At 62.7% G+C, this 18,281-nt stretch carries 14 protein-coding genes; 10 read left to right on the forward strand and 4 right to left on the reverse strand.

The features are described 5' to 3' along the window. Window positions 1-86: 86 nt before the first annotated feature. The gene (locus tag EJ075_RS26860; protein ID WP_245458023.1) at window positions 87-920 is read right to left on the reverse strand and encodes a LysR family transcriptional regulator; all 834 of its coding nucleotides are present in this window, start codon (window positions 918-920) and stop codon (window positions 87-89) included. A 144-nt stretch (window positions 921-1,064) separates the two neighbouring features. Between EJ075_RS26860 and EJ075_RS33860 the strand changes: the two genes are divergently transcribed. Then, a complete protein-coding gene (locus EJ075_RS33860) occupies window positions 1,065-1,712 on the forward strand; it encodes an alpha/beta fold hydrolase (protein ID WP_245458024.1) in 648 nt (215 codons plus the stop codon). 77 nt (window positions 1,713-1,789) lie between these two features. After that, entirely contained in the window at window positions 1,790-2,140 is a 351-nt protein-coding gene (locus EJ075_RS33865; protein ID WP_245458025.1) for an alpha/beta hydrolase, read from the forward strand. Window positions 2,141-2,222: 82 nt separating this feature from the next. Here the strand turns inward: EJ075_RS33865 and EJ075_RS26870 are convergent, their stop codons facing one another. After that, window positions 2,223-3,002: an SDR family oxidoreductase gene (locus EJ075_RS26870; protein WP_095485345.1), complete on the reverse strand. Its 780-nt coding sequence runs from the start codon at window positions 3,000-3,002 to the stop codon at window positions 2,223-2,225. A gap of 119 nt (window positions 3,003-3,121) precedes the next feature. Between EJ075_RS26870 and EJ075_RS26875 the strand changes: the two genes are divergently transcribed. Together EJ075_RS26875 and EJ075_RS26880 are read left to right on the forward strand one after the other, a co-directional pair. Continuing rightward, window positions 3,122-3,943 (forward strand): UDP-2,3-diacylglucosamine diphosphatase, encoded by an 822-nt coding sequence (locus tag EJ075_RS26875; RefSeq protein WP_126106412.1) that lies wholly within the window; start codon window positions 3,122-3,124, stop codon window positions 3,941-3,943. 127 nt (window positions 3,944-4,070) lie between these two features. After that, window positions 4,071-5,288 (forward strand): MFS transporter, encoded by a 1,218-nt coding sequence (locus tag EJ075_RS26880; protein WP_126106413.1) that lies wholly within the window; start codon window positions 4,071-4,073, stop codon window positions 5,286-5,288. Here EJ075_RS26880 and dgcA read toward each other — a convergent pair. Continuing rightward, entirely contained in the window at window positions 5,259-6,242 is a 984-nt protein-coding gene (gene dgcA, locus EJ075_RS26885) for an N-acetyl-D-Glu racemase DgcA (RefSeq protein ID WP_126106414.1), read from the reverse strand. The genes EJ075_RS26880 and dgcA overlap by 30 nt on opposite strands. 100 nt (window positions 6,243-6,342) lie before the next feature. Between dgcA and EJ075_RS26890 the strand changes: the two genes are divergently transcribed. From EJ075_RS26890 to EJ075_RS26915, 6 genes are all read left to right on the forward strand, one after another. Next, window positions 6,343-7,530, forward strand: a complete 1,188-nt coding sequence (locus EJ075_RS26890) for an ABC transporter permease (protein ID WP_126106415.1) — start codon at window positions 6,343-6,345, stop codon at window positions 7,528-7,530. 1 nt (window position 7,531) lies between these two features. Further along, window positions 7,532-8,353, forward strand: coding sequence for an ABC transporter ATP-binding protein (locus EJ075_RS26895; RefSeq protein WP_126106416.1), 822 nt, complete (start codon window positions 7,532-7,534; stop codon window positions 8,351-8,353). A gap of 14 nt (window positions 8,354-8,367) precedes the next feature. Beyond that, a complete protein-coding gene (locus EJ075_RS26900; protein ID WP_126106417.1) occupies window positions 8,368-9,741 on the forward strand; it encodes an MlaD family protein in 1,374 nt (457 codons plus the stop codon). Window positions 9,742-9,787: 46 nt separating this feature from the next. Then, window positions 9,788-10,456 (forward strand): ABC-type transport auxiliary lipoprotein family protein, encoded by a 669-nt coding sequence (locus tag EJ075_RS26905; RefSeq protein ID WP_185928242.1) that lies wholly within the window; start codon window positions 9,788-9,790, stop codon window positions 10,454-10,456. 150 nt (window positions 10,457-10,606) lie between these two features. Beyond that, window positions 10,607-11,002, forward strand: a complete 396-nt coding sequence (locus tag EJ075_RS26910) for a DUF2314 domain-containing protein (RefSeq protein WP_126106419.1) — start codon at window positions 10,607-10,609, stop codon at window positions 11,000-11,002. 151 nt (window positions 11,003-11,153) lie between these two features. After that, a complete protein-coding gene (locus EJ075_RS26915) occupies window positions 11,154-11,597 on the forward strand; it encodes an SRPBCC family protein (protein ID WP_029352946.1) in 444 nt (147 codons plus the stop codon). A 79-nt stretch (window positions 11,598-11,676) separates the two neighbouring features. Here EJ075_RS26915 and EJ075_RS26920 read toward each other — a convergent pair whose 3' ends face one another. Continuing rightward, window positions 11,677-18,138 carry a kinesin gene (locus EJ075_RS26920; protein ID WP_126106420.1) on the reverse strand — a complete coding sequence of 2,154 codons (6,462 nt, stop codon included), beginning with the start codon at window positions 18,136-18,138 and terminating at the stop codon, window positions 11,677-11,679. Window positions 18,139-18,281: the final 143 nt, after the last annotated feature.

Genomic DNA, 18,281 nt, shown 5'->3' on the forward strand with positions numbered 1-18,281 from the left:
GCAATGAAATTCTCACCTGCTTTGTCGCGGCCGGCGCGGCTGTCATCGAGCGCCTCGCGCGGCCGGGTGGTTCCGATCGCGGGCGATCAACTCACGTCTCGATGGCCCTCAAGCAGTTTCCAGACGCTATCGACAATGCTCGGCCGTGGTCGCCGTTTCGCGATCACGGCAAGTGGCCACGCGGGCAGCGATACGCCGGTGATCGGTGCATAGCGGACGCCCCGAAACAAAAGGCGCTGTGTCGATCGTGGAAGCAGGGCAGCGCCCAAACCGGCGGACACGAGCGAGAGCATGGTTAGTGCCCGCGTCGCCTCCTGGACGATCCGAACGTCGAGGCCAGCCTTGGTGAAGGTGTCCATGATGCGGGCATGGAGCGCCGGGCCTTGTGCAGCCGGAAACATGATGAGCCCATGGCGGGCGATGTCCGCCAGCGTCACCCCTTGTGTCTGCCGGTCATCAGGCAGAACGGCGATAAGATATTCAGCAGGATAGTCATGGATGTCGAGACGTTCGTCGGACCCGAGCGGTGGATGCACGAAACCGACGTCGATCTCACTGCGCGACAACGCCGCAATCTGCTCATTGGTGGACGCCTCGATGAGCTTTGGACGGATGTCCGGATATTTCTCGCGAAGCCGAGACAGGAGATGCGGCAGATGCTCGTAGAGAGCCGCCGAAACGAAGCCGACCCTGATCTCGCCAGCTTCGCCGTCATGCGCTGCGCGGGCGATGTGAAGCGCCGAATCGGCGTGCCGCACGGATGCCCGAGCCTCGTCTACGAAGGCCGAGCCTGCGCGCGTCAGGGTTAGGCGGCGGTTGGCTCGCTCGAACAGCTTGACGCCGAGTTCCTTCTCCAGACGCCCGATCGATTGACTAAGCGGAGGCTGCGCCATGGCCAGCCGCAGGGCTGCACGCCCCATATGCAATTCCTCCGCAACAGCGAGGAAATGTCGCAAATGCCGAAGTTCCATATCTTGACGATATCAAAAATCATTGAACACGTCATCGATAGGATATCGAATAGCTGACAGTCTTTCCGGAACGCAATTGCGACCGGAGATATCATGATGTCCCACTTTACCGTCCTCCCCCTCGTGCTCACAGCAGCCATGATGGCCGCCGCTCCAGCATCGGCAGGAGAGCCGGATCTCGTCCGGGTCGACAGGTTCGTCGAACTTCGGACGGGCGAGCGCCTCTTCGTCCGGGAGGTGCGCCGTCCTGGCGCAGCGTCCGAAGCCAACTCCGCCGTCCTCCTCATCCATGGCGCACGCGTGCCCGGCGTTGCGTCCTTCGATCTGCCCGTTGCGGGCGGATCGCTTGCCGCCGACCTCGCGGCTGACGGGCATCTTGTCTATGTCCTGGATATTCGCGGCTACGGCGCATCGAGCCGCCCTGCGGCCATGAACAGGCCGCCCGACCAGTCCGCTCCTCTGATCCGCACCGAAGACGTCGTGGCGGATATTTCCGCAACGGTCGACGCCATCGCCAAATGGAGCGACGTTTCAAGGGTCAGCCTCGTCGGCTGGGCCACCGGCGGGCATTGGGCCGGCGCCTATGCCAGCCGGTTTCCGCAGACGGTTGATCGGCTCGTCCTCTACAACACCCTGTATGGAGGCTCAGACCGGCATCCCACCCTGGTACCGGCTCGCCGCTTGAAAATCCCGACCGGCCTGGGACGTTTAGTATCCAATCGTTCGGCGGTTATCGGCTGAATACACGTGCGACCCTATTCAACGCCTGGGACGACAGCATCCCGGTCGCGGACAAGGCTCAGTGGCGCGATCCCGCGGTGACGGCAGCCTATGGTGATGCGGCACTCGCCTCCGACGAGACGGCGTCGACGCGCCAGCCGCCGAGTTTCCGGTCACCGAGCGGCGCCATGGCCGACAGCTTCGAACTGGCATTCGATCGCCGGCAATGGTCTGCCGCGGCACTCACCATGCCAGTGCTCATCATCCGCTCCGGACGGGATTTCTGGAGCCGGCCGGAGGATGCGAAGACAATCGTAGACGAAGCACCAAAAGCGGAACGTCTGGACATCCCGGAAGCCACCCACTTCGTCCATCTCGACCGCGAGGCCGCAGGGCGCGGTGTGTTCCTCGACGCTGTGAAGCGGTTTCTCGGTCGCCCGGAGGGATGAACCATGAAGGGTCGTTTATGTGTCCTGCGGGCGCAGCAGCCGCACCAACAGTGTCATACTGGCCGCTCCCCGCGCCGCGCGATCAGAACGCGCTGACATAGGCGCCGCCGTCGACCGGTATGTTCTGCCCGGTCAGGTAGCCGGCATGGACCGAGCACAGGAAGGCGCAGATCTGGCCGAATTCCTCTGGCGTGCCGAGCCGCTTGGCCGGAACGTTGGCTGCTGCCTCGGTCTTGCGCGCGGCGGCGGCAGCCGGATCTTCGGGAGTGCCGGCTTCGTGCGGGGGGCGCAGCCGGTCGGTGTCGATCTTGCCCGGCAGCATGTTGTTGATCGTCACATTGCGGTCGATCACCGTCCGCGCCACGCCGGCAAGGAACGACGTCAGGCCGGCGCGTGCGCCGGACGACAGATCGAGGCCCGGAATGGGAACATAGACCGACAGCGAGGTGATGTTGACGATGCGGCCGAAGCCGCGCTCGGCCATGCCGTCGATCACAGCCTGAACCAGTTCGACCGGGGTCACCATGTTCTGGGTGACGCCTTCGAGAATCTTTTCGCGGTCGAGCTCGCGGAAATCGCGAAACGGCGGTCCGCCATTGTTGTTGACGAGGATATCGGGATCGGGGCAGGCGGCAAGCAGCGCCTTCTGCACCTCGCGCTTCGACACGTCGCCGACGATCTCGGTCACCTTGACGCCAAATCTTTCGCGCAGTTCGGCGGCGGTCTTTGCCAGTTGGTCGGCGTTGCGCCCATTAACGACCAGATCACAGCCGGCCTCGGCCAGCGCCATGGCGCAGCCCCGCCCAAGGCCCTTACCCGAAGCACAGACGATGGCCTTTTTTCCGCGTATACCGAGATCCATGGCGATTTCTCCTCTGATTTGCGCGGCAAACTAGCCCTTTGGCTGGACCAATCGCAACCGTCATACGGTTGTTGCATGAATCGGGGCATAGCCAACGCGAAAGCAACGGTGAGAATCCCATGCCTGGCGCAGAGCCCCGCACTTTCCGCAGCATGTTCATCTCCGACGTCCATCTCGGATCGAAGGCTGCTAAGGCCGAGTTCCTGATCGATTTCCTGCGCCATCACGACGCCGATATCATCTATCTCGTCGGCGATATCGTCGACGGCTGGCGGCTGAGACGGAGCTGGCACTGGCCACAGAGCCACAATGACGTCGTCCAGAAATTGCTGCGCAAGGCACGCAAGGGCGCCAGCATCACCTACATCGCCGGCAATCACGACGAGTTCGCGCGACAGTTCCAGGGCGTGCATTTCGGCGGCATCGTCGTCGCCGATCGCGCCACCCACGAGACCGCCGACGGCAAACGTTTTCTTGTCATCCATGGCGACCAGTTCGATACCGTCGTCCACAATGCGCGCTGGCTCGCCTATCTCGGCGACTACGCCTATGACGGGGCCATGCTCGTCAACCGCGTGGTGACGCGGCTTCGCCAACTGCTTGGCCTGCCTTACTGGTCGTTTTCGTCCTGGGCCAAGGTCAACGTCAAAAAGGCGGTGAATTTCATCGGATCGTTCCAGACCATGCTGACCGAGGAAGCGCGCCGTTCGCATGTCGACGGCGTGATCTGCGGTCACATCCACCACGCCGCGATCGAAAACTACGAGGATGTGCAGTATATCAACACCGGCGACTGGGTGGAGAGCTGCACCGCGGTGGTCGAACATTTCGACGGCCAGATGGAGATCCTGCACTGGGCGCACGTCCTGCCGGAGGCGCCGGTCGGCAGCGAGCTGCTGGTGCCGATCGACATCAAGGGCAGGGCGGTCCAGGCGGCCTGACCAACCCGACCTCAACTCCCTCTAATCGATTAGTCCACGCGGTTCCGCCGACTTTTTCAGCATGTTATGAGATTGCGTGCGCTGCAGGCCGACTCAGCCCAACGGAGCGCCGACGGATTGCCCGCTGATGTCCTCCCTGCCGCCGCTTTCACCTGAACAGCTCGTCAAGCCGCGTCATTTCGAACTGCGCATGGGCCTGATTTTCTTCACGCTTTTCGTGCCGCTGGGGACGCATTTGCCATATTTCCCGCTGTGGCTGCAGGCGGAAGGTTTTGATGCCGAGCAGATAGCGGTCATTCTCGCAGCACCAATGTTCCTGCGTGTGGTGACGACGCCATTGCTGACGGCACTGGCAGACAGGGCGAGCGACCGCGCCCACGTCTATGTCGCGCTGATGGCCGCATCGCTGGCGCTGTCCGCGGGTTATTTCCTGACGCCGACCTACGCCATCGTGCTCGCCGTCTCGCTGGCGCTCGCTGTCGTCTGGACGCCGCATTCGCCGATCGCCGATTCGCTGGCGCTGTCGGGGGTGCGCCGCTTCGGCTCCAACTACGCAAGCATGCGCAAATGGGGATCGATCTCCTATCTGTGCGCAAATCTTGCGGGCGGTTTCATCCTGTCGCGGACCGGCGCCCAGGCTGTTCCGATGATCATTTTCGTGGCGTTTGGCGCTGCACTTGTCGTCGGACTGATCGCGCCGCGGCTCGGCCGCCCCCGCCGTGCTTCGCCGCTTTCGGCGACCGACATTCAGCAATCGGCACCAAAACTCCTCAACGCCTATTTCCTGTATTTCTCCATCGGCGTCGGCGCCATCACGGCCAGCCACGCATTTCTCTACGGCTTCGTGTCGATCTACTGGAAATCGATCGGCATCGGCGATCAGGTTGTCGGGCTGCTTTGGGGTTGGGGTGTGGTGGCCGAGATCGGCATGTTCATGATCTTCACCCGGGTTTTCGGCTCCTTCTCGGTCGTGTCGATCATGGTGATGGCCGGAATAGGCGCGATCGTGCGCTGGATTGCCTTCCCCTTGGTCTGGCCGCTCGGCCTTGGGGTTGCCGGATTTTTCGCAGTCCAGACGCTGCACGCGGTTTCCGTGGCGCTGGTCCTGATCGGCTTGCAAAAAATGATCGGCGAGACGGTCGCGGAGGAACGCACCGGGGCCGCTCAAGGCATCGCCTATTTCTCCAACGGCTTTTTCACGGCCGTGGTGACGCTCATGTCCGGCCCTCTCTATGACCGCTTCGGCGTGGATGGGTTTTTTGCCATGATCCCGATCGCTCTGATCGGCTTGGCGCTGATCGGATTTGCAGCGCGTTCAGCCCCACAGCGCCGTATCGGGCGGTGACACCAGCGAACCTTGGTAGACGAGACCGGGAACACGGTCGCGGGCAAGCAGCAGCGGACCGTCGAGATCGACGAAATCGGCATCCTGCGCCAACAGCACGGCCGGCGCCATGGCAAGCGACGTGCCGACCATGCAGCCGACCATGACGCCAAAACCCAGTTCACGGGCGCGGTCGCGAAGGACGAGGGCTGCGGTCAGGCCGCCAGACTTGTCGAGCTTGATGTTGACGGCATCGTACAGGCCGACAAGCGAGGCAAGGCCCTCTGCCTCATGCACGCTTTCATCGGCGCAGATCGGCACCGGATGCGCGATGTGGCGAAGGATGCCGTCACGGCCCGCAGGCAGCGGCTGTTCGATCAGCGCGATGCCGTGCTCGGCGGCAAAGGCCAGGTTTGCAATGACATTGTCGTCCGTCCAGCCCTCATTGGCGTCCAGTATGATGCGGCTCGCCGGTGCTGCCTCTCTTACTGCGCGGATACGGGCTATATCGTTGTCGCCGCCGATCTTGACCTTGAGCAGCGGCCGCGCGGCATTGGCGCGGGCCTGCGCCGCCATCGCTTCGGGCTCGCCGAGCGACAGCGTGTAGGCCGTCTCGATCGCCCTCGGCGGAGCCGCGCAGATGCTGGAGGCGACCGGCTTGCCTGTGATCTTCGCCTCCAGGTCCCACAGCGCGCAGTCGATGGCGTTGCGCGCCGCACCTGCCGGCATGGCGTCGAGCAGCGCGGCCCGGCTAATGCCGTCTTCAATCTGCTCTCGCATCGCCTCGATTGCATCGCGAACACCGTCCATGGTCTCGCCGTAGCGCCTGTAGGGGACGCATTCGCCCCGCCCGCTATGCTCGGCTTGGCTGATAGTGCAAGCGATCACCTCGGCCTCGGTCTTCGAGCCGCGCGAAATGGTGAAGGTTCCGGCGATGGGAAAGCGCTCGGACTCGACCGAAATGACACGCGCCATATTTTTCTGCTCCGGCTGTGCGACAACGAGCTTGTCGGCAAATCGACAGGTGGGTTCCGTCAGGTTAAACAGATTGGCCCGTCAGGCTAAACAGGACGCCATGTTGACCATCCGCAAACGCTTCGCAAGCGGCAAGACCGCCAGGGAGGCCGACCATCAGCCGCGCGTCGCGGTCGGTGAGGAGGGCGGCGTTCTGGGCTGCGCCTTCTCCGGAAACTGGACGACGCGCACCGTGACGCTGGTCGACGCCGAGATGCGCAAGATCGAGAAGCGCAGCGGTTTCCAGACGCTAGCGCTCGACCTTTCGCATATCGAGAAGATGGATACCGCCGGGGCCTGGCTGATCGACCGCCTGGTCAGCGCGTTCGAAAAGAAAGGCGTCGAGATCAGGCTGGAAGGGCAAAGCGAGATCGCCTCGATCCTGCTCGGCGCCGTTGGCGACGCAGTTCGGCGCGAGCCCGATTCCGGCAGCGCAAAGCCGCCCAACATCATCATTCGCGCGCTCGAGGCGGTTGGCCGGCGCGTCTATGAAATGCGCGACGATTTCCTGTCCTCGATGAACATATTGGGCGCCACTATACGCGGCTCGCAGATGAAGCTCGGCCGCGGCCATGCGGTCAATCCTGCGGCGATCTTCAACCAGATCGATCGCATGGGCGTCGGCGCCATCCCGGTGGTCGTGCTGATGTCGGCCATCGTCGGCGCGATCGTCGCCCAGCAAGGCGCCTACCAGCTCAGCTATTTCGGCGCCGATATCTTCGTCGTCGATCTGGTCGGCGTGCTGATCCTGCGCGAACTCGGCGTGCTGATGACCGCGATCATGATCGCCGGCCGTTCGGGCAGCGCCATCACGGCTGAAATCGGCTCGATGAAAATGCGCGAGGAGGTCGACGCGCTGAAGGTCATCGGGCTCAATCCGATCGGGGTGCTGGTGTTTCCGCGGCTGGTCGCGCTGGTGATCGCGCTGCCTTGCCTGACGATCATCGCCAATTTCGCCGCACTTGGCGGCGGCATTGCGGCGGCGTGGCTCTATTCCGACATCGCACCGGCCGCGTTCATCGACCGGTTGCGCGTCGCTATCGATCTCAGCACCATCTTTGCCGGGCTGATCAAGGCGCCGTTCATGGCCATGATCATCGGCACGATCGCGTCGGTCGAAGGCATGAAGGTTGGCGGCAGCGCCGAATCGCTGGGACAGCACGTGACCGCTTCGGTGGTGAAGTCGATCTTCGTGGTCATCATCCTCGATGGGCTTTTCGCCATGTTCTACGCGGCGATCGAGTTCTGACATGGCGACGCAAGGCAGCACAAAGGCGACTGGGGTTGCGGAAGGGGCCAGCGAAGATGAGATCGTGCTTTCCGCGCACGACATCACCGTATCCTTCGGCGACAAGGTCATTCTCGACAGATTGTCGCTCGATATCAGGCGCGGCGAGATCCTCGGCTTTGTCGGCGCCTCCGGCGCCGGCAAGTCGGTTCTCCTGCGCACCATCCTTGGCCTGGTGCACAAACAGTCGGGAACGATCAAGCTGTTCGGCGTCGATGTCGAAAAGGCGAGCGAGAGGGAGCGTCTTCGCATCGACATGCGCCTTGGCGTCCTCTTTCAGCACGGCGCGCTGTTTTCGGCGCTCACAGTTCTTGAGAACGTGCAGGTGCCGATGCGCGAATATCTCGATCTGCCCAGAAAGCTGATGGACGAGCTGGCGATGCTCAAGGTCGAACTGGTCGGGTTGCCGCCGGATGCGGCACAGAAATTCCCGTCCGAGCTTTCCGGCGGCATGATCAAGCGTGCGGCGCTGGCGCGCGCGCTGGCGCTCGACCCCGACATCGTGTTCCTGGACGAACCGACATCCGGCCTCGACCCGATCAGCGCGGCTGAGTTCGACGAACTGGTCGTCAAGCTGCGCGATACCATGGATCTGACCGTGTACATGGTCACGCACGATCTCGACACGCTGTTCACCGCTTGCGACCGGGTGGCCGTGCTCGGCAACAAGAAAGTGCTGGTCGAAGGCACGATCGACGACATGCTCAGAAGCGAGGAACCCTGGGTGAAATCCTATTTTCGCGGAAAACGTGCGCGGCAACTTGATCTTGCGGCGCGCGCATAGCCATAAGTGGGTAAATGGAAACCAGAGCCAACTACGTCATTGTCGGCATTTTCACGCTAGCCGCGATCCTGGCGGCATTCGCGTTCGTCTATTGGACGGCCGCGATTGGCGACAGGGGTGAGACGGCGATGCTGCGGGTGCGCATTCCGGGATCGGCTTCCGGCCTCGGTCGCGGCAGTTTCGTGCTGTTCAACGGCGTCAGGGTTGGGGATGTCAGGCGCGTCTATATCGACGTCGACAATCCGACCGCCGCCATCGCCGACACCGAAATAGACCGCATGACGCCGATCACCAAATCGACTCAGGCCGATATCGGCCTTGCCGGCCTCACCGGCCAGGCCAATATCGAACTCAAGGGCGCCGACCCCAAGGAAGCGAAGCTTCTCGACCAGGCGGAAGCGGAGGGCAAGGTCGCCGAGATCGTCGCCAATCCGTCGGCGGTCACCAACCTGTTGCAGACGGCGCAGAACATCTTCACCCGCGCCGATACGGTTCTCACCCAGCTCGAAGGCTTTACCAAGGACGTTCGCGGGCCGCTGACGCAGACGGTCAACAACGTGCAGACCTTCTCCGATGCGCTGGCCAAGAATTCCGACGGCATCGACAAATTCCTCGCGAGCGTTAGTTCGCTGTCGGACGAGTTGAGAGGGGTCTCAGGCAAGCTCGACGGCACGTTGAAGGCGGCGGAAGGGCTGCTCAACGCCGTCGACAAGGACCAGATCAAGAGCATCGTCGCCAATGTCGATACGGTGACCACGAATCTGAAGGAAACCTCGAAGCAGTTCGACAGGGTCGTCAGGAATGTCGACACCGCGGTGGGATCGATCAACGATTTCGCCCAAAGAACGCAAGGCACGCTGGCCAAGGTCGACGGCGTTCTCGACGGCATTGATCCGGCACAGGTTCGCACCGCGCTGGCCAACATTCAGAAGGCCAGCGAAAACGCCAACGAGGCTGCCGCCGACATCGCCAAGGTGACCAACAAATTCGCCAACCGGGCCGACGATATCGACCAGACGATCAAGGACGCGCAGCAGCTCGCGGAGCGCCTCAACGACGCTTCGGTGCGCGTCGACGGCATCCTCGCCAAAGTTGATACATTGCTCGGCTCGGGCCAGGCCGACGGGATGATAGCCGATGCCAGGAATACGCTGAGATCGTTCAAGCAGGTCGCCGACACGCTGAACGCCCGCCTCGGCACCATCACCGACAATCTGGCGCGATTCTCAGGTCAGGGCCTGCAGAATGTCGAAGCGCTGGTCCAGGACAGCCGCCGTTCGATCACCCGCATCGAAGAGGCGGTGACGGATCTCAGCCGCAACCCGCAGCGGATCCTGTCAGGCGGCGAAGGCGAGGTCCGGCAATTCGACGGCAGGGTGCGGCGTTGACTTCGGCTTTCGCCCGCCCCAAGAACAGCAGGCAAGTGCGCTACGGATGCGGATTGCTCATACGATTCGGGGACAACGGGGATCGCGTGTGAAGTCGGTCGTGCTTAAATTGGGCGGGGTCAAATCGGGCGGGCTCAAAGCGGGAGTGGCACTGCTTACGCTTTCGCTAGCCAGTTGCGCGTTTTTGCCGGGCGGCGGGCCGGCGCCCCTGGACACATTCGAACTGTCGGCACCGCCGCTCGATGCGCGCGGCCACAGCCGCCGCCAGATTCTCATCGCCCAGCCTTCCGCGCTCAAGGCGCTGGACAGCCAGAACATCGTCATCAAGCCGACCGTGCGTTCGATCCAGTACCTCAAGGGCGCGCAATGGGCCGATCGGCTGCCGCTGATCGTGCAGGCGCGGTTGGCCGAGACATTCCAGCGCTCGGGCAGCTTCGCCGGTGTCGGCAAGCCGGGCGAGGGGCTGGCGATCGACTACCAGGTGATCGTCGAGGTCCGTGCCTTCGAAGTCCGGGTCGACGGCGGCGAGCATGCCGAGGTCGACCTGTTCGTGCGGATACTGAACGACCGCAATGGCGAGGTACGCGCCTCAAAGAGCTTTACCGCGAGCGCGCCCGTCTCGGGCAGCGGCAATCAGGCCTATGTCGGCGCGCTCGACGCTGCGTTCGGCGACGCCGCCAAGGACATCGTTCGCTGGACCGATTCGGTGATCTGACACAGCCAGGGACGCCGGGCGCTGCTACTTGGCGGCGGCATGATGGTCAACAGGTTCCTTTGATTGCGACCACCGTGCGAAAACTCGGTAGTCGACGACAGTCGGTTTCGGGTGGTTTCCCGACATCCATGTGGCCGCTAAGATAGAGCAATGCGTGAACCGGATTTCCAATTGGACGGGTGGTGCCTGGATGATGGCGAGGAATATCGTCAGGCGTCGCCGGACACATTCTGGATACCCGATTCGCATGAACGAGAAGGATTGCAACCGGGAGATCACGCGAAACTGATCTTTCGAATTTCGGTCGATGATGAGAATGAACCCGTCGCCGTAGAGCGCATGTGGGTGCTGGTGCGCGAGCGGATCGACGGAGCCTACTTGGGGGTCCTCAATAACGATCCGTATGCAGTTGCTCAGAATGATGAGCTTTGGAGTGGGATTGAGTTACCGTTTTCCGCCCGTCATGTGATCGATATTCGCGAACGTGGCGAGGAAACCATTGCCTTGGCCGCACAAACACCGAAGAAGCGTTGGCCTCAAACGTGATCGCGGTCTCATGTCTGCAACGGGTCCGATAGCAGTCGCCAACATGAAGGTCTGCGGCCCCGGTTCCAAAAAATCCTAACTTGTTGTCGGATCGGTCAAGCCGCGTTCGTCCTTGGCATGGATCGACACTCCAACCATAGGGATAGATGATATGCCCAGTACCGTACGCCTGCACCGCGTTCTGGCAACCAGCCCAGAAAAAGTCTATCGCGCATTCCTTGAGGCGGACGCGCTTGCGAAATGGCTACCGCCCAACGGCTTTACCTGCACGGTCTATCATCTGGAACCCAAAGTCGGCGGCACATTCAAAATGTCGTTCCGCAACTTCACAACCGACAAAAGCCACGCGTTTGGCGGTGAATATGTCGAGCTCGTTCCTGGCGAACGCCTGCGCTATACGGACAAGTTCGACGATCCTAACTTGCCCGGTGAGATGCAGGTGACAGTGATCTTGAAGAAAGTATCGGTCGGCACGGAGCTGGATATCACGCAGGCAGGTGTTCCGGACGTCATTCCAGCTGAGGCTTGTTATCTCGGTTGGCAGGAGTCGCTGCGAAACCTGGCAAGGCTCGTCGAGCCGGAGATCAATCAATAGAGCATCATCCCGAGGACGTCGGCACTGCATAAAAAAGGCGGGAACATCTCCCGCCTTTCATGTTTCGTTTATCGCCTGATCAATGCAGGCGGCCGCTTGCATGCGCCAGCATCGTGTAAACCTTGCCGGTGTCCGACGTCAGGTAGGTCTGCGCCATCATGTTGTCGCGGTCGTTGCGCGACACGTCCTTGAGCAGCTTTTCGAAATCATCGCAGTAACGGTCGACGGCGGCACGGAACTCCGCCTCCATCTGATATTTGCGGCGGATCTCATCGAAAGTCTGCTGGCCCTTAAGCGTGTAGAGACGCCGCGTGAACACGTCACGCTCGCCGCGCCGGTAGCGGTTCCACAACTCGATCGAGGCATCGTGATCGATGGCGCGGGCGATGTCGACGGAAAGCGAGTTGAGTGACTCCACGACATGAAGCGGCGAGCGCTGGGCAGGGGCCGAGCGTGGCGCTTCCGACGGCGCGGGCTTGGCGGCCTCTTCGCGCGACGCCCCAGTTAAGAGATCGCGCACCCAGCCGCCTTGCGGCGTACGGCCATTGGGGTCGCGCTGGCGCTGCGCCGTCTCAGCCGGGCGTTCCAGGTCGAGCGTGCCGCGCAGTGCGGTGTCACCCGATGGCGCCTGCGGGGCACGAGGTTCCGGTTGCGGGGCCGGAGGACGGCGCTGCGGTTCAGCGGCGCGCGCGGCAGGCGCTTGCGGTGCCGGACGCAGGTTGGGCGGCTCCGAGGTGTCGGTGCTGCGGCCCGATTTCGCAACGATATCCGAGAGTTCCTTCAGCGCGTTGATCTGCTCGGAAACGGCGCGGCGGATGGCCGTGGTCGATTCCTTTGCCTCTTCCGGCATCTCGATGACGCCCTTCTTAAGCTCGGCGCGGGTGAGGTCGAGCTCGCTCTTGATCGAGCCGGCGGTGCGCCGCATCTCCTCGGTCGCGTCGGCGAAGCGCTTCGTTGCCGAATCGACGACGTCGGAAATGGCGGCACGGATCTTGTCCGCCGACTCCAGCGTCTTGCCTTCGGCGTTCTGCAACGTCTGGCCGACCAGCGTCTCGAACGAGCGCATGACCTTTTCGAGATCCTCCGACTTCTTGACCAGGCCGACGGCGAGGTCCTCCAGCGACGACTGTCTCTCGAGCGTGTGTTCGAGGTTGCTCTGGGCCGAACTCAACAGGTCCGAAGCACTGGACAGCAGACGGCTGTGCTCGTCGAACTTGGTGGCAATCGAGGCGACCTCGCGCAAGGTGGAAGACGACAATTCGGTAAGCCGCGTCGTGTTCGAATCGACCAGGCGCGCCGAGCTAGCGAAGGTCTGCGCGGCTTTTTCCGTTGTCGCCGCAAAGCTTTGCGTGCTGCCGGTCAGGCGTTCGTCGACCTGGCCGAGATTGGCCGCCGCCTGCTCGATCAACTGACCGAGCTGCGAGCTCGAGGTGCTCATGCGGCCGATGAGATCGGCGACACTGTCGGCGAGCGTCGAGCGTGCGCCTTCGACGGCCGACAATGTTTCGGCGGTGCGGCTGGCGAGCGCGTCGACCAAGGCGGCGTTTTCGCTGCGCAACTTCTCGGTCGCGCGCTCGGTAACCTCTTCCATGCTCTTTTGCAGCTCCGAGCCGCCCTGGGCGAAACGCTCGACCAGCGGCCGTGCCGTTTCGTCGAGGATTTTCGAGATCTCGGCCGAACGTGCCGCAAGCATGGTGTTGAGCTCGCGGGTGTTGGTGCCGATGGTCTTCGCGGCGTCGTTGGTGCTCTGGCCGATATGCTGGCCGACCGCGGTGAAGGTTTCGGCAATCGCGTTGGCGCGCGAAATGAGTTGCGCCTCGGCAGTCGAAACCTGCTCGTTGAGCTTCTGGCCTATCGTCTCGGTGGTGTAGACGAGACGGTTTTCGACGCCGGCAACCTGCTCCTCGACACGAGCCGCCGCCGCTGCTGCGCTGGATGCCAGGCGCTCGTCGGCGCCGGCCAGCGCCTGCTCGATTTCGCGGGCGTGGACGGCAAGTTCCTGACCGGTCAGCCTCGCACGTTCGGCAACCCGCTGCTCGGTGTTGGCAAATGCCCCGACGATGTTCTCGGTATGCTCTCCGATCGTCGACGAGCTGTCGGCGATACGGGACACCAGACGGTGATCCGCCTCGTCGAAGATACGGCCGATCTCGGATGCGCGGGCCGACAGCGCTTCCGAACCTTCGGCAATACGCGACATCAGCTGCTGGTCGGCGGCATCGAAAATGCGGCCAAGGTCGGATGCCCGCGCCGCGAGCGCCTCGGCCGATTCGCCGATGCGCACGCCGAGCCGTTCGTCGGCGCCTTCGAAATTGCGCAAGATGTCGCCGGCGCGCGCGGCCAACGACTGCGCCGTTTCGACCGCGCGGGCCACGAGCTTCTGGTCCGCCGCATCGAATGTGCCGGCGATCTCGCTGGCACGGGCTGCCAGCTGATCGGCCGTTTCCTGGGCGCGCGCCAGCAAGGAGTTCGATGTATCGTCGACACGGGCCATGATGGTGCTCGATGTGTCTTCGGCGCGGGCAATGAGCGCGCTCGACGTATCCTCGGCACGTGCGGCGAGGCGGCGATCCGCCTCCTCGAAGGTGCGGGCGATATCCTCCGCCCTGGCGAGCAAGGCCGCCGAGGTCTGCTCGGCACGTTCGGCGATCTTGCGATCGGCGTCGCTGAACGCAGCACCCGCCTGCTCATGCAGCGCGCTGGTGACTTCCATGACCTTTTCACGCAGCGCTCCCGCAACGAAGACGGCGCTCTTTTCGAGCACGTTGCGGACGTTGTCGACACCGGTCGACAACGCACGCTCCATGGTTCCGGCGCGCTCCTCGATGATGCCGGTCTGCCGGCTGAACGCCTGCTCGATTTTTTCGACGTCGGCGGCGATTGCCGCGGAAATATCGGTGCTCCTGGCGGCGATCTGGTCGATATGGCCGGACAGCGAACGGTCGACATCCTTGCGGGTGTCGGCGAGCTTGGAGAGATCGTCCTCCAGCGCACGGGTCAGCGCGTCGCGGCCTTCGGCCAGCTTTCCGACATGGCCGGCGATGATGTCGTCTACGTCGCTGCGGCTCGCTGCAATTTTCTGCAGGTCTGCTTCCAGCGCACGTCTGAGGATGTCGCGGCCTTCGGCCAGTTTCTCGACCTGGCCGGCAACCAGCCCGTCGATGCTCGACCGGCTTTCCGCCAGCTTGGCGAGATCGTCTTCGAGCGCCTTGGAGAGGATCGAGCGGTCCTCGATCAGCTTCTCGGCATGGCTGTTTACAAGACCGTTGACGCTGCCGAGATCGGCCTCCAGGGCCCGCGTAAACTGTGCACGATTGTCGGTCAGTTGCTGGGACTGATCGGCGACGACACCCTTGATCGTATTGAGGTCTGCTTCCAGCGCACGTCTAAGGATGTCGCGGCCCTCGGATAGCTTCTCGACCTGGCCGGCAACCAACCCGTCGATGCTCGACCGGCTTTCCGCTAGCTTCGCGAGATCGTCTTCGAGCGCCTTGGACAGGGTCGAGCGGTTTTCCGCCAGCTTTTCGGACTGACTTGATATGACGTCCTTGATCGTATTGAGGTCTGCTTCCAGCGCACGTCTGAGGATGTCGCGACCTTCGGCTAGCTTCTCGACCTGGCCGGCAACCAGCCCGTCGATGCTCGACCGGCTTTCCGCCAGCTTGGCGAGATCGTCTTCGAGCGCCTTGGACAGGGTCGAGCGGTCTTCCGCCAGCTTTTCGGACTGACCTGATATGACGTCCTTGATCGTGTTGAGATCGGCTTCCAGCGCGCGCTTGAGTATGTCGCGGCCTTCGGCCAACTTCTCGACCTGGCCGGTAACCAGACCATCGATGCTCGACCGGCTTTCGGCCAGTTTCGCGAGGTCGTCTTCGAGCGCCTTCGACAGGGTCGAACGGTCCTCTGCGAGCCTGTTCATGTGATCGGAGATAAGGCCATTCACGCTCTGCAGGTCGATTTCCAACGCCCTTGAGAGCTGACCACGGTCTTCCGCCAGCTTTTCCGACTGGCTCGATATGACGTCTTTGACCGTGTTGAGATCGGATTCAAGCGCGCGCTTGAGGATGTCGCGGCCTTCGGCCAGCTTCTCGACCTGGCCGGCGACCAGCCCGTCGATGCTCGACCGGCTGTCCGCCAATTTGGCGAGGTCAGCCTCGAGCGTCTGCGAAAGCAGGCTGCGATCGTCGGCGAGCCTGCCCGAATGTTGCTCGATCAGGCCCCTGATGCCGGACAGGTCGTTTTCAAGCGAACGCGAAAGCTCGGTGCGGTCTTCCGCCAGTTTGGCGGAATGGTTCTCGATGAGACCCTTGATGCCGACGATGTCGCTTTCCAGCGCCTTGGCGAGGATGGCGCGACCTTCGGCGATCTTCTCGACCTGACCGGCGACCAGGCCGTCGATGCTGGCGCGGCTGTCGGCCAGCTTGCCGAGATCGGCCTCGAGAGCGCGTGAAAGAATGCTGCGGCCTTCGGCCAGCTTGCCAACATGGCCGGCAACCATTTCATCAATGATCGTGCGGGCTTGCACAAGTTTTCCGGAGTCTTCGTTCAAGGCCTGTGAAAGCCTGTTACGGCCCTCTTCGAGGCTTTCGAGATGGCTGCCGAGCGAAGCATCGATGGTGGCCCGCGACTCGTTGACCTTGCGCAGATCCTCTTCGAGCGCGCGCGAGATCAGGCTGCGACCTTCGGCAAGCTTCTGCACCTGATCGGTGACAGCCGCGTCGATGCCGGCGCGGCTTTCGGCGAATTTCGCCAGATCGGCCTGCATTGCCGCCGCCATGCGTTCGCGGCTTTCGGAAAGCTTGCGGCTGTGGTTCTCGACGGCTTCCTCGATGCCGACGCGGGCATCGGCAAGCCGCTGGATATCGGCATCGAAGGAGCGTGACACCACATGACGAGCCGCTTCCATGCGCCCGGCGAAATCGCCGGCGCGTGCTTCAAGCATGGACGAGGTCGACGAAACGATATCGGCCATGTCGGCGCCGATCTGGGTCTTGCCCTGATCGATCATCGCCGACAGCGTCTCCTTGCTTTCCTGGAAGGTGTGGGCGATTTCGCGCGCGCGCTCGACCAGGGTCTCGTTGATCTGGCGTGCACGGGCCTCGAGCGCGGCGTTGAGCTTCTGGGTGCCGGTGTCCAGCGCTTCGGCGCGGGTCTGGAACTCACTAATCAGCGTCTGGCCGCGTTCGGCCAGCGTCCGCTCAATGCCGTTAAGGCTGGCTTCAAATTCGGAGTTGAGCGTGCGCGCGGCGCCGCCGAGCAGCGACACCATGCCGGAGGTCCGATCGTCGAGCAGATCGGTCAGCGACCGGGTGAGGCCGTCGGTCGTGTCCGTCAGCTTGGCGATGCGTGTATCGAGAAGGCTGGCGAAGGCTTCGCCGGAGGTCGACAGCCGGTCCGTGATCGATTCGAGCCGGCCTTCCACCGAATCGAAGATCGACATCGAGCTCTGGTTGATCCTGTCGATCAGCGTGTCGCCGGAATTGGTGATGGTCATCGACAGGTTGGTCGAGGCGTTGAGAATGCTGTCGCGAATGATGTCGCTGGCAGCCCCGATTTCGTCCTTCAGCGTCTCATGCGCGCCGGTGATCGAGGCGCGCACGCGTTCGGCGTGGGTGACCACCGCTTCGCGCTCGCTGCCCAGCCCGTCGACAAGCGAACGGATGCGGGATTCATTCTCCGAGTAGGAGCGTTCGATCTGGTTGACTTCGCTGTGGACCAGGGTTTCGAGTTCGACGGCTCGCGCAAGCGTGCGCTCGATGCCTTCACCCATGGCCGCCACCTCGCGGCGAACGGCCTGCCCGATCATCATGACACGATCCTGGGCGATATTTTCCGGCTCGGTCAGGCGGAAGGCCACTTCCGTCATCGACTGAGCGGCAATGCGCATTTCCTGGGCGCGGCGAATCATGGCTGCAAACGCCCAGAACAGGAGGACGGGTAGGATCGCAGCGACCGCCAGGCCGATCAGTTCAGGACGGGCGAAAAACTGGTCGGGCGTGCGGATTTGCCAGATGCCAGGTCCAAACAGCAGATTGGCCAGCGCACCGGCGCCCGCGATCCAGGCGAGCGAAACGAGCGCAACGACCCAGTAGATCGTGTTCGAGGCACGCCGATTGAGGGTGTGCAGCAGCGTTTTGTAATCTTTTTGAAGAGGGTCATTGGCTGGTGTGAAACCGGCCGGCTGCTGGCTATTGCGCGTTTCCACAGGGCGCAGTTCAGCCAGCTTGGCCTTTGCCGCGGGCTTTGCTTTCTGGTCTTGGGCTTTCTGGTCCTGGTTGGCGGCAGGCTCCGCCTTCTGGCTCTGGTTGGCGAAAGGCTCGGCATTCTGGCCTTGGTTGGCGACAGGCTCGGCATTCTGGTTACGGCCTTCGCGTGCCAACTCGTCGGCAGCCTGCGATATCTGCGCTTCCAGGTCTTCCATCGACGCCGCGATGTCGAGGTCGCCGCCGGCATCCCCGCTCAGGTCGATATCAAGCGCTTTTTCGAGTTCCCTGGCTACGTCGCTATCGAGCGTTCTTGTCGTCGTTGTTTTCTTCGCCATGCCTTCGCTACCCTGTACAAGCTGCCGCGGGACTTATTGATTCTGCTTGTCGTGTCCCACGCAAGAGGCTGAAAATGGACCTGTCGTATCGTAATGACACACCGGGGTAAAGAAAACATGCATTCGGCGCGATACGTAAAACT

It is taken from the genome of Mesorhizobium sp. M6A.T.Cr.TU.016.01.1.1 (genome assembly GCF_003952585.1).
Lineage (GTDB): Bacteria > Pseudomonadota > Alphaproteobacteria > Rhizobiales > Rhizobiaceae > Mesorhizobium > Mesorhizobium mediterraneum.

Excerpts from the sequence above, each read along its gene's own strand:
- EJ075_RS26860 (WP_245458023.1), bottom strand. The coding sequence starts at position 920 with ATGGGGCGTGCAGCCCTGCGGCTGGCCATGGCGCAGCCTCCGCTTAGT.
- EJ075_RS33860 (WP_245458024.1), top strand. The coding sequence starts at position 1,065 with ATGATGTCCCACTTTACCGTCCTCCCCCTCGTGCTCACAGCAGCCATG.
- EJ075_RS26870 (WP_095485345.1), bottom strand. The coding sequence starts at position 3,002 with ATGGATCTCGGTATACGCGGAAAAAAGGCCATCGTCTGTGCTTCGGGT.
- EJ075_RS26875 (WP_126106412.1), top strand. The coding sequence starts at position 3,122 with ATGCCTGGCGCAGAGCCCCGCACTTTCCGCAGCATGTTCATCTCCGAC.
- EJ075_RS26880 (WP_126106413.1), top strand. The coding sequence starts at position 4,071 with ATGTCCTCCCTGCCGCCGCTTTCACCTGAACAGCTCGTCAAGCCGCGT.
- dgcA (WP_126106414.1), bottom strand. The coding sequence starts at position 6,242 with ATGGCGCGTGTCATTTCGGTCGAGTCCGAGCGCTTTCCCATCGCCGGA.
- EJ075_RS26890 (WP_126106415.1), top strand. The coding sequence starts at position 6,343 with ATGTTGACCATCCGCAAACGCTTCGCAAGCGGCAAGACCGCCAGGGAG.
- EJ075_RS26895 (WP_126106416.1), top strand. The coding sequence starts at position 7,532 with ATGGCGACGCAAGGCAGCACAAAGGCGACTGGGGTTGCGGAAGGGGCC.
- EJ075_RS26900 (WP_126106417.1), top strand. The coding sequence starts at position 8,368 with ATGGAAACCAGAGCCAACTACGTCATTGTCGGCATTTTCACGCTAGCC.
- EJ075_RS26905 (WP_185928242.1), top strand. The coding sequence starts at position 9,788 with ATGCGGATTGCTCATACGATTCGGGGACAACGGGGATCGCGTGTGAAG.
- EJ075_RS26910 (WP_126106419.1), top strand. The coding sequence starts at position 10,607 with ATGCGTGAACCGGATTTCCAATTGGACGGGTGGTGCCTGGATGATGGC.
- EJ075_RS26915 (WP_029352946.1), top strand. The coding sequence starts at position 11,154 with ATGCCCAGTACCGTACGCCTGCACCGCGTTCTGGCAACCAGCCCAGAA.
- EJ075_RS26920 (WP_126106420.1), bottom strand. The coding sequence starts at position 18,138 with ATGGCGAAGAAAACAACGACGACAAGAACGCTCGATAGCGACGTAGCC.